The 23,464-nt window shown below is 74.5% G+C and carries 19 protein-coding genes, 2 pseudogenes and 1 riboswitch; of the genes and pseudogenes, 15 read left to right on the forward strand and 6 right to left on the reverse strand.

The annotated features are described in order from the left end of the window. Positions 1–23: 23 nt before the first annotated feature. The 4 genes from GEV43_RS40595 to GEV43_RS40610 all read left to right on the forward strand — a co-directional run bounded on the left by GEV43_RS40595 (position 24) and on the right by GEV43_RS40610 (position 4,246). Positions 24–896, forward strand: a complete 873-nt coding sequence (locus tag GEV43_RS40595) for a branched-chain amino acid ABC transporter permease (RefSeq protein WP_160825899.1) — start codon at positions 24–26, stop codon at positions 894–896. A gap of 8 nt (positions 897–904) precedes the next feature. Beyond that, the gene (locus GEV43_RS40600; RefSeq protein WP_160825900.1) at positions 905–2,005 is read left to right on the forward strand and encodes a zinc-binding dehydrogenase; all 1,101 of its coding nucleotides are present in this window, start codon (positions 905–907) and stop codon (positions 2,003–2,005) included. Between the two features lie 11 nt (positions 2,006–2,016). Further along, the gene (locus GEV43_RS40605; protein ID WP_160825901.1) at positions 2,017–2,985 is read left to right on the forward strand and encodes an aldo/keto reductase; all 969 of its coding nucleotides are present in this window, start codon (positions 2,017–2,019) and stop codon (positions 2,983–2,985) included. Positions 2,986–3,076: 91 nt separating this feature from the next. Further along, entirely contained in the window at positions 3,077–4,246 is a 1,170-nt protein-coding gene (locus tag GEV43_RS40610; RefSeq protein ID WP_160825902.1) for a sensor histidine kinase, read from the forward strand. Here the strand turns inward: GEV43_RS40610 and GEV43_RS40615 are convergent. Continuing rightward, positions 4,209–4,763 carry an NUDIX hydrolase gene (locus GEV43_RS40615; RefSeq protein WP_160825903.1) on the reverse strand — a complete coding sequence of 185 codons (555 nt, stop codon included), beginning with the start codon at positions 4,761–4,763 and terminating at the stop codon, positions 4,209–4,211. The genes GEV43_RS40610 and GEV43_RS40615 overlap by 38 nt on opposite strands. Before the next feature lie 123 nt (positions 4,764–4,886). Here GEV43_RS40615 and GEV43_RS48680 point away from each other — a divergent pair. Both GEV43_RS48680 and GEV43_RS40625 read left to right on the forward strand, forming a co-directional pair. Beyond that, a pseudogene (locus GEV43_RS48680) lies at positions 4,887–5,594 on the forward strand (CDP-alcohol phosphatidyltransferase family protein); the annotation flags it as partial. Further along, positions 5,584–8,081: pseudogene (locus GEV43_RS40625) on the forward strand (sugar phosphate nucleotidyltransferase). The pseudogenes GEV43_RS48680 and GEV43_RS40625, both read left to right, overlap by 11 nt. A 24-nt stretch (positions 8,082–8,105) precedes the next feature. On the opposite strand, the gene GEV43_RS40630 reads toward GEV43_RS40625, so the two are convergent. Genes GEV43_RS40630 through GEV43_RS40640 form a run of 3 tightly spaced genes read right to left on the reverse strand, consistent with a single transcriptional unit; the run spans position 8,106 to position 12,742 of the window. Further along, entirely contained in the window at positions 8,106–9,617 is a 1,512-nt protein-coding gene (locus tag GEV43_RS40630) for an aminotransferase class V-fold PLP-dependent enzyme (protein ID WP_241684224.1), read from the reverse strand. A 47-nt stretch (positions 9,618–9,664) separates the two neighbouring features. Next, on the reverse strand, positions 9,665–11,347 hold the full coding sequence (locus GEV43_RS40635; protein WP_206681609.1) for an ATP-binding cassette domain-containing protein: 1,683 nt from the start codon (positions 11,345–11,347) through the stop codon (positions 9,665–9,667). A 60-nt stretch (positions 11,348–11,407) separates the two neighbouring features. Then, positions 11,408–12,742 (reverse strand): PLP-dependent aminotransferase family protein, encoded by a 1,335-nt coding sequence (locus tag GEV43_RS40640; protein WP_160825904.1) that lies wholly within the window; start codon positions 12,740–12,742, stop codon positions 11,408–11,410. Between the two features lie 124 nt (positions 12,743–12,866). Between GEV43_RS40640 and GEV43_RS40645 the strand changes: the two genes are divergently transcribed. The 9 genes from GEV43_RS40645 to GEV43_RS40680 all read left to right on the forward strand — a co-directional run bounded on the left by GEV43_RS40645 (position 12,867) and on the right by GEV43_RS40680 (position 19,079). Beyond that, a complete protein-coding gene (locus GEV43_RS40645; protein ID WP_160825905.1) occupies positions 12,867–13,511 on the forward strand; it encodes a LysE family translocator in 645 nt (214 codons plus the stop codon). Positions 13,512–13,658: 147 nt separating this feature from the next. Further along, positions 13,659–14,642 carry a DUF881 domain-containing protein gene (locus GEV43_RS40650; protein WP_160825906.1) on the forward strand — a complete coding sequence of 328 codons (984 nt, stop codon included), beginning with the start codon at positions 13,659–13,661 and terminating at the stop codon, positions 14,640–14,642. A gap of 43 nt (positions 14,643–14,685) precedes the next feature. Beyond that, positions 14,686–15,018: a small basic family protein gene (locus GEV43_RS40655; RefSeq protein WP_160825907.1), complete on the forward strand. Its 333-nt coding sequence runs from the start codon at positions 14,686–14,688 to the stop codon at positions 15,016–15,018. Further along, a complete protein-coding gene (locus GEV43_RS54300; protein WP_160825908.1) occupies positions 15,015–15,890 on the forward strand; it encodes a DUF881 domain-containing protein in 876 nt (291 codons plus the stop codon). The genes GEV43_RS40655 and GEV43_RS54300 overlap by 4 nt, the downstream gene beginning before the upstream one ends. Before the next feature lie 348 nt (positions 15,891–16,238). Next, on the forward strand, positions 16,239–16,778 hold the full coding sequence (locus tag GEV43_RS40665) for an FHA domain-containing protein (protein ID WP_160825909.1): 540 nt from the start codon (positions 16,239–16,241) through the stop codon (positions 16,776–16,778). Between the two features lie 54 nt (positions 16,779–16,832). After that, a complete protein-coding gene (locus GEV43_RS52465) occupies positions 16,833–17,234 on the forward strand; it encodes a MerR family transcriptional regulator (RefSeq protein WP_241684225.1) in 402 nt (133 codons plus the stop codon). Beyond that, on the forward strand, positions 17,185–17,550 hold the full coding sequence (locus GEV43_RS52470; protein WP_241684226.1) for a hypothetical protein: 366 nt from the start codon (positions 17,185–17,187) through the stop codon (positions 17,548–17,550). Before GEV43_RS52465 ends, GEV43_RS52470 begins: the two co-directional genes overlap by 50 nt. 141 nt (positions 17,551–17,691) lie before the next feature. Further along, positions 17,692–18,162, forward strand: coding sequence for a bifunctional nuclease family protein (locus tag GEV43_RS40675; RefSeq protein WP_160825910.1), 471 nt, complete (start codon positions 17,692–17,694; stop codon positions 18,160–18,162). Positions 18,163–18,473: 311 nt separating this feature from the next. Next, positions 18,474–19,079, forward strand: coding sequence for a MerR family transcriptional regulator (locus GEV43_RS40680; RefSeq protein ID WP_160825911.1), 606 nt, complete (start codon positions 18,474–18,476; stop codon positions 19,077–19,079). A 474-nt stretch (positions 19,080–19,553) separates the two neighbouring features. Here the strand turns inward: GEV43_RS40680 and GEV43_RS40685 are convergent. Together GEV43_RS40685 and GEV43_RS40690 are read right to left on the reverse strand one after the other, a co-directional pair. Then, a protein-coding gene (locus GEV43_RS40685) for an IS5 family transposase (protein ID WP_309240252.1) occupies positions 19,554–20,434 on the reverse strand; the annotation gives its coding sequence in 2 pieces (ribosomal slippage) (positions 19,554–20,078 and positions 20,081–20,434; 879 coding nt in all). Positions 20,435–20,516: 82 nt separating this feature from the next. Then, entirely contained in the window at positions 20,517–22,994 is a 2,478-nt protein-coding gene (locus GEV43_RS40690; RefSeq protein ID WP_160825912.1) for a lysylphosphatidylglycerol synthase transmembrane domain-containing protein, read from the reverse strand. 255 nt (positions 22,995–23,249) lie between these two features. Then, positions 23,250–23,344, forward strand: a riboswitch (glycine riboswitch). Positions 23,345–23,464: the final 120 nt, after the last annotated feature.

The raw sequence follows: 23,464 nt of genomic DNA on the forward strand, positions 1-23,464 counted from the left end.
CCCGACCCCTTGGAGGCTTCCGCATGGTGAACTCCGTGATCGCCGGGCTGACCAGCGGGGGAGGGTACGCGCTGCTCGGGCTGTGCGTCGTGCTCACCTACCGCCTGGTCGCGGTGGTCAACTTCGCGATGACCGCCGTCGGCGCGTTCGGCGCGTTCGTCATGGTCTCGCTGACCGACGCGGGCCTGGACGTGTGGTCCTCGCTCGTCCTCGGCGCGGCGTCCGCCGCGCTGCTGTCGGCGGCGCTCGGCGCGGCCCTCGTCCGCTGGTTCGCCGGGCACCGCGAGCGCACCAAGGCCGCGGTGACCGTCGCGCTGTACGTCGCGCTGACCGCGGTCGGGCTGCGGCTGTTCGGCGGCACCACCACCGGCGCGCACCGCTTCCCCGACCCGTTCGGCGCGCCGGTGTTCACCGTCGGCGGCGTCGTCGTCCCGCGCTCGGTGCTGGTGTCGCTGGCGTTCGCGGCGCTGATCACGCTCGGCGTCGGGCTGCTGCTCACCCGCACCGGGCTCGGGCTGCGGCTCCAGGCGCTGTCGGAGCGGCCCGCGACCGCCGAGGTCGTCGGGATCCCCGCGCCGCGCCTCGCCGTCGGCGTGTGGGCCGGCGTCGGCGCGGTCACGATGCTGGTGATCGTGCTGGTCGCGCCCCGGCTCGGCGGCGACTTCTCCACCCTGTCCGGCCTGATCAGCACGGCCCTCGCGGTCGCGATGGTCGGCGCGTTCCGGAGCCTGCCGCTGACGCTGGCCGGCGGGCTCGTCCTCGGCTGCCTGGAGGGCGCCTCCTCCGCGGTCGAGTCCATCCAGAAGTACCAGGGCGTCGTCCCGTTCCTGGTGATCCTGGTCCTGCTGTGGTGGCGCAGCCGCGGCGAGGTCTGGGACACCGCCCACAGCCGATGAGAGGTGCCATGACCGGACCGACGTCCACCCGCGCCGCCGTGCTCCGCGAGCACGGCGCGCCGCTCGCGATCGAGGAGCTGCCGCTGCCCGCCGAGTGCGAGCCCGGCGCGGCGCTCGTCCGCGTGGACTGCGCGACGCTCTGCGCGACCGACGTGCACCTGTGGAGCGGCGCGATGTCGTTCCCCGACATGCTGCCGATCGTCCTCGGCCACGAGATGACCGGGACCGTCCTCGCCGCCGGGCCCGGCACCCGCGACGCCCTCGGCCGCACCGTCAAGGCCGGCGACCGCATCGGCTGGTCGGAGTCCACGTGCGGGCACTGCCACGGCTGCACCGTCCTGCGCAACCCCGTCGCCTGCTCCGAGCGCGGCTACGGCTTCCTCCAGCGGTCCGACCGGTGGCCGCACGCCACCGGCGGCCTCGCCGAGCACGTCTACGTCACCCCCGGCGCGCAGAAGCTCGTGCTCACCGACGAGGTCAAGGACACCTGGGCCGCCGCCGCGGGCTGCGCCGTCAAGACCGTCCTGCACGCCTACGACCGCGCGGGCGGCGTACGGCCCGGGTCGAGCGTCGTCGTGCAGGGCGCCGGCGCGCTCGGGATCATCGCCACCGCCGTCGCCCGCGCCTCCGGCGCCGGCCCCGTCGTGACGATCGGCGCCCCGGACGCCCGCCTGGACCTCGCGCGGACGTTCGGCGCCGACACCGTCGTCGGCCTGGACGGCGGCGCCGAGGACCGGCGCGCCGCCGTGCTGGACGCCACCCGCGGCCACGGCGCCGACCTCGTCCTGGACGTCGCGGGCGCGCCCGGCGTCGGCGCCGAGGCCGTCGGCATGGCCGCGTTCGGCGCCCGGTTCGTCGTCGTCGGGACGACCGGCCCCGGCCTCGAACCCCTCCCGCTGGGCACGCTCATGGGCAAGGAGCTGACCGTGCTCGGCTCGCTGAACGGCGACATCGGCGACTACCACCGCGCCATCGGGTTCCTCCTGGCGTTCCGGAACCGCTTCCCCTGGGACGAGCTGTTCGGCGAGCCCGCCGGGCTGGACGGGGCGTCGGCCGCGCTGGAGTCGATGTCGCGGCTCGAACAAGTCAAGGCCGTCATCCGACCCTGAACGAGGACATCATGACCACCGAGACCACCATCGTTCCGCGCCGCCGCCTCGGCCCCGCCGGGCCCGAGGCGTCCGTCCTGTCCCTCGGGTCGTGGCACACCTACGACCGGATGGACTTCGGCGACGCCGTCGCCCTGGTCCGGCACGCCGTCGACCTCGGCGTCAACCTGTTCGACGTCGCGGTGTACGGGCTGCCCGGCGGGCCGCCCGTGTTCACCGACGTGCTGTTCTCCGCGATCGTGCGCGCCGCCGGGATCCGCCGCGACCAGTACCTGCTGTCGACCAAGCTGTGGCTGGAGGACTACCCGAACCGGTCGCTGCGCGAGCAGCTCGGCCGCGCGCTGTTCCGGGTCGGCGCCGACCACGCCGACGTGGCCGTCCTCGGCGACATCCGCGGCGGCGGCCTGGACCTGCGCCGCCTCGCCGAGGACCTCGCCGAGCTGGAGGCCAAGGGCCTCATCGGCTGCTGGGGCGTCAACAACTGGTCCGCGACGGCGATCATGACGATCCGGGACCACGCGATCGCCGCCGGGTCGCCGGGGCCGGTGCTCGCGCAGCTCAAGTACAGCCCGTGCCGCCGCGCCATCCCCGACGGCGCCCCGTTCGCCGAGGTCTTCGCGGCGGGCGTGACGATGCAGGCGTCCGACGTGCTGGAGGGCGGCATCCTCGCGGGCAACGCCGCGCCGTCCCGGGGCATCGGCAAGGACCCGGGCGGCGTCCGCGAACGGATCCGCGAGGCCGCCGAGGGCATCGCCGAGGCCGCCGCCGACCTCGACGTCACCCCCGCCCGGCTCTGCGTCGCGTTCGCGCTCACCCACCCGGCCACGAGCAGCGTGCTGTTCGGCGCGAGCCGCCTCGACCAGTTCGTCGACAACGCCGGCGCCCTCGACCTCGTCGAGCGGGTCGGCGCCGAACGCCTGCGCACGCTGCTCGAACCGTTCTGGGTGGACCGGGGCGCCGTCGATCCCGAAGGCCCCTGACGGCCGCGCCCGCGCCGCCCGCGCACCCCTGCCGGACGCCGTCCGGCAGGGGGGTGTGCGGACACTCACCCCCATCGGGGAAGATGGGCCCGTGGTGAGAGAGCTTCGGGTGAACGGCACGGCGGCGCACGCCGCGCTCGCCGCGGTCCTGGCGGGCTGCGCGGTCGCGGCGGCGCTGGCGTGGCCGGGCGTCCGGCCCCTGGACCCGACGGGCGCCGCGCTGCTCGTCGCCCTGCACGCGCCGCTGGTGCCGATGCGGCGGTGGCCGGCGCCGTCGCTGGCGGCGCTGGTGGTGCTGGCCGTCCCGTACCACCTGCTCCAGTACCAGCACCACGCGGCCGTGCCCGCCGAGGTGATCGCGCTGTTCGCGTACGCGGTGCTCGGCCGCCGCGTCCGCACCGTCCTCACCGCGGCGGCGCTCCTGCTGTTCCTCTGCGCGGCGGGCTTCGCGATGCGCGAGGGCGGCGGGAGCGTCCGCGAGCAGGTCGCCGTGATCGAGGCGGTCGTCGCCGCCGTGATCGGGTTCCAGGTGTGGCGCTCGCACCGCGCCCGCCTCGCGGCCGTCGTCGAGCGCGCCGAACGGGCCGAGCGCGACCGCGAGCAGGAGGCCCGCCGCCGCGTCGCCGAGGAGCGGCTGCGCATCGCCCGCGACCTGCACGACCTGCTCGCGCACAGCATCACCGTGATCGGCGTCCAGGCCGGCGCCGCCGCGCACCTGGTCGCGGGCGACCGGCCCGTGGACCGCGCCGAGCTCGCCGAGGCCCTCGGCGGCATCGCCGCCACCTGCCGCGACGCCCGCACCGAGCTGCGCGCGACCCTCCAGGTGCTGCGCGCCGACGACGACGCCCCCGGCCCGCTGCCCCGGCCCGGCCGCGTCGGCGACCTCGCCGACGCCGCCCGCGCCGCCGGGCTCGACGTGACCCTGATCGAGGAGGGCGACGGCAGCCCCGTGCCCGAGGTCGGCGTCGCCGCGTACCGGATCGTCCAGGAGGCCCTGACCAACGTCGTCAAGCACGCGCGGGCGGGCGCCGTCGACATCCGGCTCGTCCGCGCGGACGGCCACCTCACGGTCACCGTGGCCGATGACGGCCGCGGCGCCGCGGGCGACGGCCCGCACGGCTACGGCATCCTCGGCATGAGCGAGCGCGCCCGCAGCGTCGGCGGGACGCTGCGCGCCGGGCCCGCGCCCGGCGGCGGCTTCCGCGTCTCGGCGGCCCTGCCGCTCACGGGCGCGCCGGTGCCGGCGCCGCGCACGGGCTGAGCCGAGAGGCCAGGAACAGCAGCCCCGACAGGCTCGCGCCCGACCCGATCTCGCCGCGCGCCGCCAGCTCCGGGACGTCCGCCAGCGGCACCCACTCGATCCGTTCGGCCTCCACGTCGGTCGGCTCGCCGATCCGCTCGGCGCCCTCGGCGCGGAAGATGTGATGGACGCCATCGTGCAGGCCGGGGGACGGCCGCACGTCCAGCACGTGGCTGACGGGCCCGGCGCGGAACCCGGTCTCCTCGACCAGCTCGCGCGCCGCCGCCTCCGCCGGGTCCTCGCCCTCCTCGACCCGCCCGCCGGGGATCTCCCACCCCCACCGGTCGGTGATGAACCGGTGCCGCCAGATCAGCAGCGCCCTGTCCTCCGCGTCGATCGCCGCCACCCCGGCGGCGGGCCGGACCCGCAGCAGATGGTGGTCGAACCGCCGCCCGTCGGGCAGCTCGACGTCGGCCAGCCGTACGTTCATCCAGGGGCTCTCGTAAACGGACCTCTCGCCGTGCAGCGTCCATCGCATGCCTGGACGCTATCGGGGGCTTTCGGTTCCTTACCGATAGGGTCAGGATCATTGGGGGACAGGAAGGCGGGCTCGTCAGTGAGTGCTGAGGTCGACAGGACGCCGGACGGCGCGCCGGCCGAGGTGTCCGGCCGGGTCTGGACGGTGCCCAACCTGCTCAGCTTCGCCCGGCTGGCCGGGGTCCCGCTGTTCCTGTGGCTGGTCCTCGCCGGGCACGACTGGTGGGCGCTCGGCGTGCTGGTGTTCGCCGGCCTGTCCGACTGGCTCGACGGCAAGCTCGCGCGGGCCCTCGACCAGACCAGCAAGCTCGGCACGGTCCTCGACCCGGCGGCCGACCGCCTCTACATCCTCGCGACCCTCGTCGGCCTGACCGTCCGCGACGTGGTCCCGCTGTGGCTGGTGGTCCTGCTCGTCGCCCGGGAGGCCGCGATCACCCCCATCGTGCCGGTGATGCGGCGGATGGGGTACGCAGGGACGCTGCCGGTGCACTTCATCGGCAAGGCGGGCACGATGTGCCTGCTCTACGCGTTCCCGCTGCTGCTCGTCGGCGACCACGACGGGTGGTTCCCCGACGCGGCCAAGGTCGCCGGGTGGTCGTTCGCCATCTGGGGGACGGCCCTGTACTGGTGGGCGGCGCTCCTGTACTGGGAGCAGACGCGGCGGCTGGTGCTCGCCGACCGCGCCGCGGCGCGCTCCGGCGAGCGCGCCGGGCACGAGGAGCCGCCCGACCCCGACCCCGACCCCGGACCGGGCCCCGCCCGGACCCTGGGCCCGGACCCGGCCGCGAGGCCGGGGATCAGAAGGGAGCGGAAACCCCCCGATGAAGGCCGTCGTGATGGCGGGAGGCGAGGGGACGCGGCTGCGTCCGATGACCGCCAACCAGCCGAAGCCCCTGCTCCCGCTCGTCAACCGGCCGATCATGGAACACGTGCTGCGCCTGCTCAAGCGGCACGGGTTCAGCGAGACCGTCGTCACCGTGCAGTTCCTCGCGGCGCTGATCCGCAACTACTTCGGCGACGGCGAGGAGCTCGGCATGTCGCTGAGCTACGCGACCGAGGAGATCCCCCTCGGCACCGCGGGCAGCGTCAAGAACGCCGAGGAGGCGCTGCGCGACGACCGGTTCCTGGTGATCTCGGGCGACGCCCTCACCGACATCGACCTGACCGACATGGTCCGCTTCCACGAGCGCAACGGCGCGCTCGTCACGATCGGCCTGAAGCGCGTCCCGAACCCCCTGGAGTTCGGGATCATCATCATCGACGACGAGGGGCGCGTCCAGCGGTTCCTGGAGAAGCCGACGTGGGGGCAGGTGTTCTCCGACACCGTCAACACCGGCATCTACGTCATGGAGCCCGAGGTCCTCGAACGGGTCGCGCCCGGCGAGTCGGTCGACTGGTCCGGCGACGTGTTCCCCAGGCTGCTCGCCGAGGGCGCCCCGCTGTACGGGTACGTCGCCGACTGCTACTGGGAGGACGTCGGCACCCACGAGAGCTACCTCAAGGCGCAGGCCGACATGCTGTCGGGCCTGGTGGACGTCGGGATCGACGCGTTCGAGGTGTCGCCGGGCGTGTGGGTCGCCGAGGGCGCCGAGGTCGACTCCGAGGCCGTCCTGAAGGGCCCGCTCTACATCGGCGACTACGCCAAGGTCGAGGCGGGCGTCGAGCTGCGCGAGTTCACCGTCCTCGGCAGCAACGTGGTGGTGAAGGAGGGCGCGTTCCTGCACCGCGCGGTCGTGCACGACAACGTCTTCGTCGCGCCGTCCACCAACCTGCGCGGCTGCGTGATCGGCAAGAACACCGACATCATGGCGGGCGCCCGCGTCGAGGAGGGCGCGGTCGTCGGCGACGAGTGCGTGATCGAGGCCGAGGCGTACGTCTCCAGCGGGGTCAAGGTCTACCCGTTCAAGACCATCGAGGCCGGCGCCGTCGTCAACACCAGCGTGATCTGGGAGTCGCGGGGCAGCGCACCCTGTTCGGGCCGCGCGGGGTGTCCGGCCTGATCAACGTCGAGATCACGCCGGAGCTCGCGGTCCGGCTCGCCAGCGCCTACGCCACCACGCTGCGCAAGGGCACCACGGTCGTGACCGGCCGCGACGTGTCGCGCGGCGCCCGCACCCTCAAGCGCGCGGTGATCAGCGCGCTGACCGCCAGCGCGATCAACGTGCAGGACCTGGAGGCGTGCCCGCTGCCGGTGGCGCGGTTCGAGACGTCCCGCGAGGACTGCGCGGGCGGCATCTACATCCGCACGACGCTCGGCGACCCGCAGGGCGTCGACGTGATGTTCCTGGACGCCTCGGGCGCCGACCTGTCGCTCGCCGCGCAGCGCAAGCTGGAGCGGGTGTACGGGCGGCAGGAGTACCGGCGGGCGTTCCCCGGCGAGATCGCCGAGCTGAACTACCCGCCCCGGATCGTCGAGACCTACACCCGCGACCTGCTGCGCCGCGTCGACATCGGCGGCGTCCGCGAGGCCGGGCTCAAGATCGTCCTGGACAGCGCGGGCGGCACCGCCTCGCTGGTGCTGCCGATGCTGCTCGGCCAGGTCGGCGTCGAGGTCCTCACCCGCAACAACGGCCTCGACGAGGCCAACCCGACCGAGACGCTGGCCGAGCGGATGCGCGACCTCCAGCGCCTCGGCGAGCTGGTGTCGTCCTCGCGCGCCGCGTTCGGCGTGCGGTTCGACCCGGTCGGCGACCGGATCTCCCTGGTGGACGAGAACGGCGAGCTGATCGGCGACGACCGGGCGCTGCTGGTGATGCTCGACCTCGTCGCCGCCGAACGGCGCGGCGGCCGGGTCGCCCTGCCCGTCACCACGACCCGGGTCGCCGAGCAGGTGTGCCGCTTCCACGGCGTGCGGGTCGAGTGGACCTCCACCTCGCAGGACGTGCTCACCAAGGCCGTCGCCCGCCCCGACGTGATCTTCGCGGGGGACGGCCGGGGCGGCTTCCTGATGCCGGAGTTCAGCACGACGGTCGACGGGATCGCCGCGTTCGTCCGGCTGGTCGGGCTCGTCGCGCGGACACGGCTGACGCTGTCGCAGATCGACCGGCGCATCCCCGAGGCGCACCTGCTGCGCCGCTCGGTGCCGACGCCGTGGGCGGCCAAGGGCAGCGTCATGCGGCACGTGGTGGAGGCGGCGGGCGACCGGACGATCGACACCACCGACGGCGTCCGCGTCGTCGAGGACGACGGCCGCTGGGTGCTCGTGCTCCCCGACCCGGCCGAGGCGGTCACGCACCTGTGGGCCGAGGGCCCCGACGCCGACGGCGCCCAGACCCTGCTGGAGGAGTGGGCGTCGGTCGTGGAGCGGGTCGACTCCTGACCGCCGCGCCGGGCGGGGGACGGGTCAGCAGCGTTCGCGGGGGTGCAGGGCCTGCTCCCGCGGGGTCCGGTCCCGGTAGGTGTCGGCGAGTAAGGCGATCAGGCGGTCCACGTCGGCCTCGTTCGACACCAGCCCGAACGAGGCGCGGACGGCGCCGCCGCTCGGCAGGCCGAGCACGCCCAGGTAGGCGTCGAGGTCGCGCATCGGGCGGCGCAGCGCGCGGGAGCGCAGCGTGCGGCGCTCGATGCGGAACGCGCCCTCCCCGGCGCCCGGGTTGCAGAAGCAGCCCGTGCGGATCGAGATCCCGGCGGCGGACGTGTCGCGGGCGACGACGCGTTCGTCCACCACCTCGCCCCGGGGGTCCAGGACGTTGAACGCGATCGTGCCGCCCCGCCCCTCGGCGGTGGACGGGCCGTAGACGCGGATCATCGGCGTCCCGTCGCCGTGGCGCAGCGAGCGCAGGCGCTCCAGGGTCCAGGCGGTGAGGCGGGACACGCGGCGGTGGATCAGGTCGAGGCCGATGCCGTCCACCCACTCCACGCCGAACGTCACGTCCGGGATCGCCAGGAAGTTGAGCGTGCCGTCCTCGAACGCGGTCTCGTCCGAGGCGAGGACGTGCCAGCCGCCGAGCGCGCTGACGGCCTGGATCGTTCCGCCCGCGAACCAGGGCCGCCGCAGCCGCCGCAGCGCGGAGCGGCGCGCGAGCAGGCAGCCGACGCCCGTCGGGTAGCCGAAGACCTTGTACCAGCTCACCGGGACGAAGTCGGGCCGCACGGCGGACAGGTCGAGGCGGTTGGCGGGCGCGAACGCGGCGGCGTCCAGCAGCACGTCGTACCCGCGCTCGTGCGCGAGGCCGATCCAGCCCAGCGGATGCTGGACGCCGGTGAAGTTGCTCTGCGCCGGGTAGGCCAGCAGGCCGCGGCCCCGCGACAGCGCGGCGCGCATGTCGTCGTCGCCGACGCGCAGCTCCGGCGGGCGGACGGGCAGGTACGCGACGCGCGCCCCGCGCGCCCGCGCGTACTCGCGGATCCCGTTCACCGAGTTGTGGTTGTCGGCCGTGAGGACCAGCCGCGAGCCGCGCCGGAACGGGTACGCCTCGCCGACGAGCCTGCACGCCCCCGTGGCGTTCGGGGTGAACACGACGGCGTACTCGTCGGGCGAGGCGTTGAAGTGGGCGAGGACCGCGGCGCGGGCCCGTTCGACCAGGGCCGTGGACGCCGAGGACGTCGGGTTCTCCGAGTGGGGGTTGCCGAAGCACCGGCCCCGAGCCGCTCGCGGTGCGCGCGGAGCTGCGCGTCGGCGGGCAGGCCGGACCCGGTGTAGTCGAGGTAGGCGTGCCCGCGCTCGTCGAGGTAGGCGTACTCGGCGGCGCGCAGCTCGTCCAGCCGCCGGGTCGCCGCGTACGCGGGGTCCCCGGCGGGCGTCGCCCCGAGGGAGAAATCGGATGAAGTACTCATGGTGCACCCCCGAGCGTGGAACGCGGCCGTCACTCTCAGGGTGATTAGGAATCCCCGAAAACGGCGAACAAGGCACCATGTGGCCTATATCGGCCTTTCAGGTTGCCGCGGGGAGGAAGTTCCGGGTCACGTGCGGCGCGCCACCACGAGCACCGTTCCGGCCAGGAACAGCGCCGTGAACCCGCCGAGCAGCGCCCAGTCGGCCGCGACCGGCCGGGAGAACGTCCCGCCGTACGACGCGAGCAGCGGCGGCCCGAGCGGCGACGCGCCCGACGCCCAGAGCCGCTCGACGCCGAGGCTGCGGCCGAGCGCCTCGAACGCCCAGCGGTTCGACATCGCCGCGCTCAGCCACCGGCCGGGCGCAGCCATCAGCGGCACGGGCAGGATCGCGCCCACGAACAGCACCTGCGGGAAGCACAGCATCGGCAGCGCCATCGTCGCCTGCGACGGGTCGGTCACGGCGGCCGACACCAGCAGCCCGAGCGCGAGCGCCGCCGCCGAGCACAGCAGCAGCGTCCCGAACACCGGGCCGTACGTGCCCCACCCCGCCCCGGGCAGGCGGTCCAGCGCGCGCAGCACGGCGAGCATGAGGGCGTCCACGGCGGCGAGCAGCGGAACGAGCACGGCCGCCTTCGCGAGCACGTACGGTCCCGCGCGCAGGCCCGCGAGCCGTTCGCGCCGCAGCACCGGCAGCTCGGTGCAGATCTGGAGCAGCCCGTAGGTCAGCCCGAAGAAGAACCCGCCGAACGCGATCCAGAACAGGATCATCACGGTGGCGGACGGGCTCGGCGACGCGGGGGAGAACGCGCCCGGCCGGAACAGCACGGCGAACATCGCGAGCACCATCAGCGGCGAGCCCGCCAGGATCGCCAGCGTCAGCCTGTCGCGCGTCAGCAGGTCCAGGTCGCGGCGGGCGAGCAGCGCCCACTCCCGCACCGCGCCGATCCGCCGCGCGCCCCCGGCCCGCGCGCCCGCGCGCGGCGCGTCCCCGGTTGGCGCGTTCCCGTCCGGCGCGTCGGGCGCCGACTCGGCGAAGCGCCGCTCCCAGTCGGCCTCCGCCGCCGGGCCGTCCCCGTCCCCGCCCCCGGTCCCGTTCCCGTCGGCGGGCGTCGTCTCGGCGAGGCGGAGGTAGATGTCCTCGACGGTCCGCGCGCCGAAGCGTTCCAGCGCGGCGTCCGGCGTCCCGTGGAACGCCAGGCCGCCGTCCTCGGACAGCACCGCGACGCGGTCGCAGCCGTGCACGTCCGGCGGGTGGTGCGTGGTCATCACGATCGTCGTGCCCGCCCGCGCGAGGCCGCGCAGCAGCCGCATCAGGTCCGCCGCCGTCACCGGGTCGAGCCCGGAGGTCGGCTCGTCCAGGAAGAACACGCCCGGCCGCGTGAGCAGCTCCACCGCGATGCTGGCCCGCTTGCGCTCGCCGCCGCTCAGCGACCCCACCCGCTGCCCCGCCCGTCCGGTGAGCGCGAGCGCGTCCAGCGCGGCGTCCACCGCCCGGTCGATCCGCTCCGCGGGCGTCCCGGCGGGCAGGCGCAGCCCGGCGGCGTAGCGGAGCGTCCGGCGCAGCGGCAGCCCCATGTGGACGATGTCGTCCTGCGGCACGTAACCGGGCGGCCCGCACGGCGTCGTGTAGCGGACCTCGCCCTCGGCCGGAGGCCGCACCCCCGCGAGCGCCTCCAGCAGCGTGGTCTTCCCCGACCCGCTCCCGCCGATGATCGCCACGAGCTGGCCCGCCCCGACGCTGAACGACACGTCCCGCAGCGTGCGCCGCCCGCCGCCCGTCCGCTGCCCGACCCCGATGACCTCGATCACCCCTTGAACGATGAACGACCGGCCACGCGGCGTAAAGACGGGCCCGTGAAGACGGGCGGCTCAGTCGGGCGCGGAGTCGTCCGGCGTGCCGCGCGCGATCTCGGCCAGCACGCCGAGGGCGCGGCCGAGCGCCTCCGGCGGCGGCGAGGCCAGCCCGATCCGCACCGCACGCGGAGAGGAACCGGAGCCGACGGCGAACGCGGCGCCCGGCGTGACCGCGATGCCGCGCCGTCCCGCCGCCGCGACGAACGTCTCGGCCCGCCACGGCGCGGGCAGGTCCCACCAGCAGAAGTACGCGTGCGGATCGGTGCGCACGCCCGCCTCCGGCAGCAGCTCGGCGGCGATCCGCTGCCGCGCCGCCGCGTCGTCCCGCTTCGCGCCGACGATCGCGTCCACCGTCCCGTCCGCGATCCATCCCGTCGCGGCGTCGAGCGCGAACCCGGCGGGCGCCCACCCGCCCGAGCGCAGCGCCGCCGCGACCCGTACCGCGAGCGGCGGGGGAGCGGCGGCGAACCCGACGGTCAGCCCCGGCGCGAGCCGCTTGGAGAGGCTGTCGACGAGGATCGTGCGGTCCGGCGCGAACGCGGCGAGGGGCGGCGGCGCGTCCGGGTTCAGGAACGCCCACACGCGGTCCTCGATCGCGTCCAGGCCGAGCCGGTCGAGCATGGCGGCGAGCTCCGCGCGCCGTTCCGCGGACATCGTCGTCCCGTACGGGTTGTGCAGCGTCGGCTGGAGGTACGCCCCGCGCAGCGGGCCGTGCCGCCGCGCCGCCTCGGCGAGCGCGCCGGGCACCATGCCGTCCGCGTCCACCTCGACCGGGACGAGCGTGACGCCGAGCCGTGCCGCGATGGCCTTGACCACCGGGTACGTGAGCGCCTCGGCCGCGAGCCGTTCGCCGGGACGGGCGAGCGCCGCGACCGCCCCGGCGATGGCCTGCCTGCCGTTCCCCGCGAACAGCACCCGGCCGGGATCGGCGACCGCGAGCAGCCCCGCGACCGCCTCCCGCGCGGCGGGCGTCCCGGCGACCCCGAGCGGGGCGAGGGCCGCGCCGAGCACGTCCGGGCGGAGCATCCGGCCGAGCCCGCCCGCGAGCAGGGCCGCCTGCCCGGCCACGATCGGGTAGTTGAGCTCCAGGTCGGTCCGGGCGCCCGCCGACGGCTCGGTGAGCGCGGACGAGGGCCGCGGGCCGGCCGCCCGCACGAACGTCCCGCGCCCGACCTCGCCGACCGCCAGCCCGCGCCGGACGAGCTCGCCGTAGACGCGGCTCGCGGTCGAGGCCGCGATGCCCCGCTCGCGGGCGAACGCGCGCTGCGGTGGCAGCCGGTCGCCCGGACGCAGTGCGCCGGACGCGATGTCGTCCGCGACCTCGTCCGCGATCCGCCGGTAGTCCTCCACCGCCGCCTCCCCGCCCGCGCAGTTCTGGTACGCCTCTGGTACGTCTTCGAGGCAATTGCCCCGAATTGTACCGAGTGCAATAACTACATTGCACGCGAACAGGGCGGAGCTTTAGCATCGGAGCATGATCTCCCTCTCCGCCGCGGCCGGGATCGCCGCCGTGGCCCTCGCCATGGTGCTGATCCCGGGGCCCAACATGATCTACCTCGTCTCCCGGTCGATCACGCAGGGCCGCCGCGCCGGCCTGATCTCGCTCGCCGGCGTCGCGGCCGGGTTCTTCCTCTACGTCGCCGCCGCCACCGCCGGGCTGACCGCCGTGTTCGCGCTCGTCCCCCCGCTCTACGCCGCCATCAAGATCACCGGTGCCGCGTACCTGCTCTGGCTGGCCTGGCAGGCGGTGCGGCCCGGCGGGACCGCGGTGTTCGCCCCGAAGGAGCTGCCGCACGACCCGCCGCGCCGCCTGTTCACCATGGGCCTGGTCACCAACCTGCTCAACCCCAAGATCGCGATCGTGTACGTGTCGCTGCTGCCGCAGTTCGTCGAGCCCGAACGCGGCCACGTCGCCCTCCAGAGCCTGCTGCTCGGCCTCGTCCAGGTCAGCGTCGCGATCACCGTGAACGGCCTGATCGCCGTCGTCGCCGGCACCATCGCCGCGTTCCTGGCCCGCCGCCCGCTCTGGCAGCGCGTCCAGCGCTACGTGATGGGCTCGGCGCTGGCCGCCATCGCCGTCCACCTCGGCCTGGACCGCTCCCGCGCCGCCACCGCCTGAGCCCCGCCGCGCCCCCGGCCCCCCGCCGGCCGTCCCCCGGCCGCCCCCGAACGCCCTCCGGCCGCCACGCCCCGCGTCCGCGCTGACCTGCGCCCGCCCGCGCCCGGCGGCGTGCCGCGATTTGGCGGGCCTTGCCATGATGGGGCGGTGATCGAACGGGACCGCGAGGCGGAGGAGGCAGGCGGCGGGCGAAGCTGGCGGCGGCCCGACGCCTCCATGTCGCTCCTGTCGGACCTGTTCGCGGGCAGGCTCCTGGACCCCGGCTACGCCGAGGCCGCCGCCCGCCGCGCCGCCGCGGGCGACTCCGCGCCCCGCCGGAGCAGGTTCGGGGGCGGCGGCGTGCTGCTCGTCCTCGTCCTCGTCGGCGTCCTGGTCTTCGTCGCGGGCGCCGAGGTGCGCCGCAGCGAGCCCGTCGCCGCCGCGCAGCGCTCCCGCCTCGTCGACGAGATCCACGCCCGCACCGGCGAGACCGACGACCTCCAGCGTCGCCTGGACCGGCTGCGCGCCGAGACCGAGCGCGAGCGCGCCGCCGCGCTCGCCCGCAGCGCCGACGGCCGGCACGCCCGCGAGAGCCTCGCCGAGGCGAGCGCCGCCGCGGCCGCCGCCCCCGTCTCGGGCGCCGGCTTCGTCGTCACCCTCGACGACGCCTCCGGCGCCGACGGGGACGACCGGCACGACCAGGACCCCGCCGACGGCCGGATCTATGATCAGGACCTCCAGATCCTGGTGAACGGGCTCTGGGCGGCCGGCGCGACGGCGATCGCCGTCAACGGCCAGCGGCTCACCGCCACCACGGCGATCCGTACCGCCGGAGAGGCGATCCTGGTCGACTACCGGCCGCTCGGCGGCCCGTACGAGGTCACCGCCGCCGGCGACCCGGACCGCGTCCGCGACGCCTACCGCGACTCGGCGGCCGACCGGCGGCTGCGGCTGCTCAAGGAGCGCTACCGCATCCGCTACGACACCCGCCGCGACGACCGGGTCAGCCTGCCCGCCGCCGCGGCGCTGCAACTGCGCTACGCCCATCCCCAGGGAGAGGAGCCGGGCGCGACGGGCGGCGGCCACCGCGACGGCGGGCAGGGCGGGCAGGGCGCGGGCTCCAGGGGGAACGGCCGAGGGGGACACGAGTGACGGACGGGGGACGAGGATTGACCGGGGAGAAGGAGGGCCGGGCGTGATCGCGCTGATCGGCCTCGTGATCGGGGTGACGCTGGGGTTCGTGCTGGAGCCGACCGTGCCGCTGTGGCTCCAGCCGTACCTGCCGATCGCGATCGTGGCCGCGCTGGACGCCATGTTCGGCGGCGTCCGCGCCAGGCTGGAGGGCGTCTTCGACGAGAAGGTCTTCGTCGTCTCGTTCGTCAGCAACACCATCATCGCCGCGCTCATCGTGTTCCTCGGCGACCAGCTCGGCGTCGGCTCCCAGCTCTCCACCGGCGTCGTGGTCGTCCTCGGCATCCGGATCTTCTCGAACGCGGCCGCGATCAGACGGAAGCTGTTCGGCGCGTGAACGAGAAACGGCACGAGCCGTCCGGACGGCCGCAGGACCCCCAGGAGCCGACCCGCGCCCCCGCGACGGACGAGCGGAGGGCTCAGCGCCCCGAAGAGGCACCCCAGAACCCCGGGAACCCCGCCCAGGACACCCCGGACCCGCCGCCGGAGACCCCGACGGAGGCCCGGGACGCGCAGGCGCCCGACACGCCGAAGGGCGCGGCCGGGGTCATGGATCTCCTGCGCCCCCGGACGACCTGGGGCCAGCTCGTCGGCGGCCTGCTGTGCCTCGTCGTCGGCTTCGCCGTCGTCGCGCAGGTGCAGTCGAACAAGCGCGACACCACGTTCGCCACCGCCCGCCAGGACGAGCTGGTCGGCATCCTGTCCGACCTGGGCCAGCGGTCCGAGCGCCTGCGCGGCGACCTGCGCGACCTCGAAGGGACCAAGGCCGACCTCGAACGCGACGTCCAGGGCGACGCGGCCCTGGAGGAGGCGCACCGGCGGGCCACCACCTACGGGCTGCTCGCGGGGACGCTCCCGGCCGAGGGGCCCGGCATCGAGATGCTGATCGCCGACCCGCGCTCCGGCGTCCGCGCCGCCAACCTGCTGGACGCGCTCCAGGAGCTGCGCGACGCGGGCGCCGAGGTCGTGCAGGTCAACGACGTGCGGACCGCCGCCGGGACGTACTTCCTCGACGTGTCCGGCGGCGTCGAGGCCGACGGGCGGCGGCTCGCGGCTCCGTACCGCTTCCTCGCGATCGGCGACCCGCACACCATGACCACGGCCCTCAACATCCCCGGCGGCGTCGTCAAGACGCTCCAGACCGCCGGGGCCTCCGTCTCGATCACCCCGCGCACACGGATGGCCGTCAGCGCGGTACGGTCTGGGTGAGGGGTGAGCAAGGGGCGTCCGGCGTCCAACGGGGAACGGGGTGTGGCGCGTCGCGGTCGGTGACCGCGCGGCGCCGGATCGCGATCGTTCGCCGCCCGCGCGGCGGCGTGGACCTGCGATCATGTCGAAGGTAGCTTGGAGAGCAGCCGGCTCGCCGTCCCAGTTGACCCCTCGGGCAGTACCCGCGTAAGTTGCGGCGACCGTCGTGAAAGCAGGCGGCGGGTCGGACCGTGGTCGGGGGCGGTTCCCCGGCGTGGGTTGGTTGATGGATGCGCGTGGCGCAGGCGGCTCCCGCCGAGGCGGGGTGTCCGCGGGCGGCACGCCGATGGTAGGAGGCCGAGCCGATCGATGCCGAGCGTCTACTGCACGCAGTGCGGTCACGCCAACCCGGATGATGCCCGCTTCTGCTCGAACTGCGGCACTCCGCTGTCCCGGAGTGGCCCGTCCCCCTCACCGCCTCCCCGGGAGTCGCCCGGTGAGTCCACCTCCACCATCTCCATCGGCGGCTTCGAGGCCCTCGACGCCGACCAGGGGCCGGAGGAGCCGGCCGGCGCCGACCAGATCGCGGTCGAGGCGCTGCCGCCGGGGACGGCGCTGCTCGTGGTCAAGCGGGGACCCAACGCGGGCAGCCGCTTCCTGCTCGACAAGGACCGCACCTCGGCGGGACGCCACCCCGAGAGCGACATCTTCCTGGACGACGTGACCGTGTCCCGCCGCCACGCCGAGTTCTCCCGGCAGGGCGGCCAGTTCTCGGTCCGCGACGTGGGCGCCCTCAACGGCACCTACGTCAACCGGCAGCGGATCGACCAGGCGGGGCTGTCGGGCGGTGACGAGGTCCAGATCGGCAAGTTCCGGCTGGTGTTCCTGACCAACCCGCAGCACGGCTGAGCGGGACGCACGGATCCGGGGGAGTACGGGGTCGCGGCGACGATGGGAGGGGCCATGAACGCGCAGCCAGCCCGGGCCCTGATGACGATCGGGGACGTCCTGGGGCTGCTGCGGCCGGATTTCCCGGACATCACCATCTCCAAGATCCGGTTCCTGGAGGCGGAGGGTCTGGTCGAGCCGCAGCGCAGCCCGTCCGGCTACCGCAAGTTCTGCGACGCCGACGTCGAGCGGCTCCGCTACATCCTCAGGGCCCAACGTGACCAATATCTCCCCCTGCGGGTGATCCGGCAGCACCTGGAGGCCCTCGACCGCGGCGAGGCCGTCCCGCCTCCCGCCGCCCCCGCGACGACGCGGGGCGCCGCCCCGCACCCTCGTCGCGGCCGACACCACCGCCGACACGCCCGCCGTGCGGCTCACCCGCCGCCAGCTCCTCGACGGCGCCGGCATCGACGGTGAGCTGCTCGAACGGCTGGAGGAGTACGGCCTGATCCGCCGCTCCGGCACGCACTACGAGGGCGAGGCCCTCGCGGTCGCCCGCGCCGCCGGCGCGCTCGGCGAGTTCGGCTTCGAGGTCCGGCACCTGCGCGCGATCAAGGCCGCCGCCGACCGGCAGGTCGCCCTCGCCGCGCAGATGGTCGCGCCCCAGCTCCACCGGCGCGGCGCCGGCGCGCACGAGCGCGCCGCCGAGGCCGCGCGCGAGATCGCCGCGCTCTCGGTCAGGCTGCACGCGGCCCTGGTCTCGACGGGTCTGCGCGAAAGCCTGGACCCCTGATCATGCGCGGTGCGGAGGTTTTTGCCGCGGCGGTGCCGAGCCGCGCCGTCCGACCCGGGGTGTACGTTGGCTATTGGGTACGGTCAGGAGCCGATCCGCGCACGTGGTGATCGAGGCAGCGAGGACCAGCAGGGAGTTGCGGTGAAGCAGATGGAGGTCGTCGGCGTCCGGGTCGAGATGCCCTCCAACCAGCCGATCGTCCTGTTGAAGGAGACCGGCGGCGAGCGTTACCTGCCCATCTGGATCGGGGCGGTCGAAGCGACCGCGATCGCCTTCGCCCAGCAGGGCGTGCTGCCCGCGCGCCCGCTCACCCACGACCTGTTCCGCGACGTCCTCGACGCCCTCAGCGTCCAGTTGCGCACCGTCAACATCACCGCCCTGCGCGAGGGGATCTTCTTCGCCGACCTGGTGTTCTCCAACGGCGTGGAGGTGAGCGCCCGGCCGTCCGACTCGATCGCGCTGGCGCTGCGCACCGGCGCCACGATCTTCGCGAGCGAGGACGTGCTGGAGGAGGCCGGGGTCGCGATCCCCGACGAGCAGGAGGACGAGGTCGAGAAGTTCCGCGAGTTCCTCGACACGATCTCCCCCGAGGACTTCGGCCGCGCGGGCTGACCGCGCGGCGAGCGGGCCCGGCCGAGGCCGGCCGGACCCGCCGGGCCGCAAGTCCATACCGCCCTGCGCGTGGTCTTGCATTCGGCGCGGCCCGGCCGTTTCCGCACGGTGACGACCGGGGTAGGAGAGCGTAGGGACCCAAGGTGCGCAGTTTGCCCACGTGAAGCCGGTTCATCCGGGCATGCGACGCGCCGACGGCGAACGTTGACCACACTCTGACCGGCACCTACCGTGCTGGTGGAACACCCGTGGTGTAATTCGTCAAACCCCCTTGACGGAGCGCCGCGGGCTGATAGAAGCCGGAGGTCCGCGTGGCGGTGAGCAGCGGCGAGGGCAAGGCGACCCCCGACAGGCACATTGCGTCCCAGCGCGCCGGAGAGCAGGGCCTGCTCTTCGAGACCGAGGTGTCGTCGCCGCCCGAGGACGTCGGCTACCGCGGCCCCACGGCCTGCGCGGCGGCGGGCATCACCTACCGGCAGCTCGACTACTGGGCGCGCACGAAGCTGGTCGAGCCGAGCGTGCGCCCCGCCCAGGGCTCGGGCAGCCAGCGGCTCTACAGCTTCCGCGACGTGCTGGTGCTGAAGGTCGTCAAACGGCTGCTCGACACCGGCGTCTCGCTCCAGCAGATCCGCACCGCCGTGACGCACCTGCGCGACCGCGGCGTGCGCGACCTCGCGCAGATCACGCTGATGAGCGACGGCGTGAGCGTCTACGAGTGCACCTCGCCCGACGAGGTCGTCGATCTGCTCCAGGGCGGCCAGGGCGTCTTCGGGATCGCGCTCGGCCGCGTCTGGCAGGAGGTCGAGGGCAGCCTCGCCGAACTCCCCGCCGAACGAGCCGCCCCCGCCGACGGCGGCCACGGCCCCCACCCCCACGACGAGCTGGCCCACCGCCGCCGCGCCCGCCGCACCGGCTGACCCCCGCACCCCCGTAACCCGGCCCGGCCCGGCCCGGCCCCAAGCCTCACCACCCCGCACCCTCCACCCCGACCCCGCGCCACCGCTTCCGCCTTCCGGCCCCCGCCGGGCCCCGCGGACAGCGGCCCCCCACAGCACCCTTTCGGGAGCCCCTCAGACCGCCCCAGTACGCCCCGAACGCCGTCCTCCCACAAAAGGTCCACCCCAAAGCCTCACGGCGACCAGCGGCATGACAAACGCCGCAGGGTGGGCACGAGGCGGCTGCTGCACCACACAGACAGGCCCGTACGGACCGCGGCCGTCCTAACCCCGCGACCTCGACCCCCGCGCGAGTGCGTTAACTGGCCGGGGAGGCGAGGCCGAAGGCGAGCCTTCCCGGGCAGATCGCGAAGCGATGCAGCACTCGCAAAGCAACGGTCACGCCGCGAGCCGCTAGGCGAGCGGGGTGGGCCGGGGCTTAAATCAACACAGCCGCTAGGCCGTGTTTTGTGGATCGTGGTTGAGCCACAGGACGAGGCTGGCGATGGTGACGACGGCGCGGTAGTGCGCGGCGAGCTTCTCGTAGCGGGTGGCCAGACCGCGGAAGCGTTTGAGCTGGTTGAAGCAGCGTTCGACGACGTTGCGGCGCCGGTAGCGGTCGGAGTCGAAGCCGCAGCGGCGATGCCCGCGGCGAGCGCGGGCGGCCAGCTGATCGCTGCGCTCAGGGATGGTGTGCGGGATGCGCCGTCGCCGCAGATAGCCGCGGATGATGCCAGTGGAGTAGCCCTTGTCGGCGATCAGGTGCCCGGGCCGCACCCGTGGACGGCCCGGGCCGGCGCGTCGGACCTCGATGGCTTCGACGACCTCGATGAGCCGGGTGCAGTCGTTGATGTTGCCGGCGGTGAGGGTGAATGCCAGAGGCAGGCCGCGCCCATCGCAGGCCAGGTGGACTTTGGTGGTCAGCCCGCCGCGGGATCGCCCCAGTGCCTGCTCTGCTGCGAGCGATGCCGGTTTCGTCCCCGGGTGTTCCCCTTTTTGCGGGCGCCGGCGGCGTGCTGGTGGGCCCGCACGATGGTGGAGTCCACGCATACCGCCGACCAGTCCACCGCACCGACCGCATCGTCGTGGACCTGGACGTGGGCCAGCAGCCGCTCCCAGGTCCCGTCGGCGCTCCAGCGGCGGAACCGCTGGTAGAGGGTCTGCCAGGGCCCGTACCGGTCCGGGACGTCCCGCCAGTCGGCACCGGTGCGGATCTTCCACAAGATCCCATTGATCACTTGCCGGTGATCACGCCACCGCCCGCCAGGCCCGGACGCGACCGGCAGCAACGGCTCGATCCGCGCCCAGGCCGCGTCGGTCAACTCGTGTCGACGCACCATGGCCACCATCAAGCCACAGCCCAAAGATCCAGATCCGCAAAACAGGCCCTAGGCGAGTGGCGTGGGCCGGGGCTTCAAACTAGATGGCTTCCTTGCGTTGGAGGTAGGCGAAGGCGGCCCAGCCGGGCAGGACGGGGAGCCAGAGGGTCAGCAGGCGGTACAGCAGGACCGCTGACGCGGCGGTCTCGGCGGTGAGGCCCGAGATCGTGAGCGCCAGCGTAAGGGCGCCCTCGACCGCGCCGAGCCCGCCGGGCGTCGGCGCGGCGGAGCCGAGGGCGTTGGCGGTCAGGAACACCACGACGACGGCCGTCCAGTGCAGCGACCCGCCGAACGCCCTGACACACGAGTCCAGGCAGACCACGAACGCCACGGTCAGCAGGAGGGTGCCGCCCATGCCCGTGGCGAGCTTCTTCGGCGACTGGAGGACGTCCACCAGGCGCGGCACCACGCCGGAGAACATGCTCTTCATCCGCGCCGCGACCGCCCGGCGCACGCGCGGGATCGTCAGCGCGACGGCCGCCACGAGGCCGAGGGCCAGCAGGACGACCACCATCGTGCGGGACGGCGCGAGGTCCTGCGTGGCGGTCGTGGTCGAGCCCGTGATGAACCCGAACACGATCAGCAGCAGGATGTGCGTGATCATCCCCATGAGCTGGGACGCGCCGACGCTCGCGACGGCGGGGCCGGGCCGTACGCCCGAGCGCTGGAGGTAGCGGGTGTTCATGGCGACGCCGCCGACCGCGGCTGGCGCGACCAGCTTCACGAAGGACGCGGCCACCTGGACGAGCACCGTCCGGCCGAGCGAGAGGCGTTCCGGGACGAAGCCCATCAGCATCCACGCCGCCGCCAGGTACGTCACACCGGCCGCGAACAGGGCGACCAGCACCCACCACCAGGACGCGCTGGACACCAGTTGCTGGAAGTCGACGCTGCTGACCTGCGGGAACACGATGTACGCGGCGACCGTCAGGGCGACGATGCTGACGATCGTGCGGGGCTTGAAGCGCTCGACCCGTACCGGCGCGACCTCGGTCTCCGGCTCCAGCGCGACGATCTGCTCGCGGATGCGGGTCAGCAGCTCCTTGTCGTGCCGCAGCGCGGCGCGGGTGGCGCGTGACAGCGCGACCCGCTGGAGCAGCGGGACGGCGGCGGCGAGGGCGTCCTCGCCGAGCACGGCGGCGGCGGTCGCGACGGCGCGTTCGGGCCCGGCGCGCAGCGCGAGGGTGGTGAGGAGCTGCGCGAGGTCGAGGCGGAGCACGAGGTCGCCCGCCGCGATCTCCCCGGCCCGCAGGTCGGTGATGTAGGCGAGGCCGTCGTCGCCGACGAGGACCGCGTCGCCCTGGAGGCGGCGGTGCGCCAGCCGCGCCTCCTGGAGCCGCTGGAACTGCCGCCACACGTCCCGCAGCAGCCCGTCGGTGAGCTCGCCGTCGTCGACCGCGTTGAGCCTGCGGCCGGGCACGTAGGCGTACGCGAGCAGGGCCGCGTCGACGCCGACCTCGGAGGTGCCGACGAGGCGGGGCGTGCGCGCGCCGCAGGCCGCCACCGCGTACGCCATCAGCGACTCCTGCTCCAGCGACCGGCGCAGCGACCGCAGCGCCCGGCCGGGGGCCGCGCCGCGCAGCCGCAGCAGCCGCCAGACCCGGTAGAGCAGCCCGGCGGGCTGCTGGTCGCGGTCCAGGACGCGGACCTCCAGCTGCCATTCCGCGCGGGGGAGCTCCTTGCCGGTGCCGTCCTCGGCGGGCGCGTCCGGGTCGTGCCGGACCGTCACGCCGTAGCGGCGCGGGTCGTCGGCGTCGCCGTGCGCGCCGCCCGGGAGCCGGCGCGCGGAGGCGGGGCGCAGCCCGATCCGTTCGAGGGCCGCGACGACGGCGGAGGCGGCCGGGCGCGGGTTGGGCGTGCCGACCGCGTACAGGGTGCCGTGCCCGATCGCGCGGCCGAGGAAGTAGGTGGCGACGAGCGCGGCGACCGAGGCGTACGCGGCGGTCAGGCCGGTCAGCGCGGCCAGGCCGATCATCGTCCAGGTGGCGGCCTGCCAGCGGACCCGGCCCGCCATCCCGACCGCGCTGACGAACGCGATCACCGGCGTGATGTCGGTGTGCACGAGCGCGGTGTCGGTGCCGCCCCAGATCAGCGAGTCGAGCACCCCGCCCGGCGCGGCCGAGATCACCCAGCCGTCCAGCACGTAGGTCAGCCCGAACGCGATCACCGCGGCCAGCAGCGCGATCGCGACGCGCGTGCCGTCCTTGTGGAAGAGCCGCTCGATCGAGAACGCGACGGGCACCGCCAGCACGCCGAAGCTGGAGGCCATCGTCGCCAGCGACAGCAGGAAGCGCGGGGCGTGCGCGGTGCCCTCGGCGATGTCGGACTGGAGGCCGTGCGTGGTCTGCTGCGCGATCGACACCAGCAGCAGCACCGCGGCGAGGCCGAGCAGGGACGCCGCGAAGCGGATCGCGTCGGCGGGCCGCCGGATCCGGTCGGGCTGCGCGGGCTCGTCCACGGGCACGGCGGTGGCCGTGTCCGGCCTGGTCCGCACCGTCTCGTCGTGGGTCTGGGTCACGCCGCACCGCCGTCGGGCCTGTCACTGCGATCAGCGTCCCAGAACCGGCGGCGTGCCGTCGAACCGGGACGCCGATCCCGGTAGCGTGCGGTCTCACGCGAGCCTCGTACCCTTCTCCGCCCCCCGCTCCCGGACCGTCCCCTTCTCCGTGAGCTGTGGATATCGTACTTGTCAGGCGTCCGCGACGCGCGGAGGGCCGGGCCGCGACGATCGTTCCGGCGCCCGGTTGGGTAGGGTTCCACCCAGACATGCCGTCGACCCTGTGCGGGAGAGACCCCACGCCGCCAGCGTGGGGCGCCGAAGGGGCAACCTCCCCGGAACCTCTCAGGCAAAAGGACCGCTCGGGCGAGGCACCTCTGGAAAGCAGGCGGCGTCCCCTTCTCCGCGACGGGAACGGCGGCTCACCGAAGGGGAAACCCCGCGAGGGAGCGGGTGAAGCTCTCAGGTGCCATGACAGAGGGGGAGACCAG

The organism is Actinomadura sp. J1-007 (assembly GCF_009793335.1).
GTDB classification, from domain to species: Bacteria; Actinomycetota; Actinomycetes; order Streptosporangiales; family Streptosporangiaceae; genus Spirillospora; species Spirillospora yumaensis.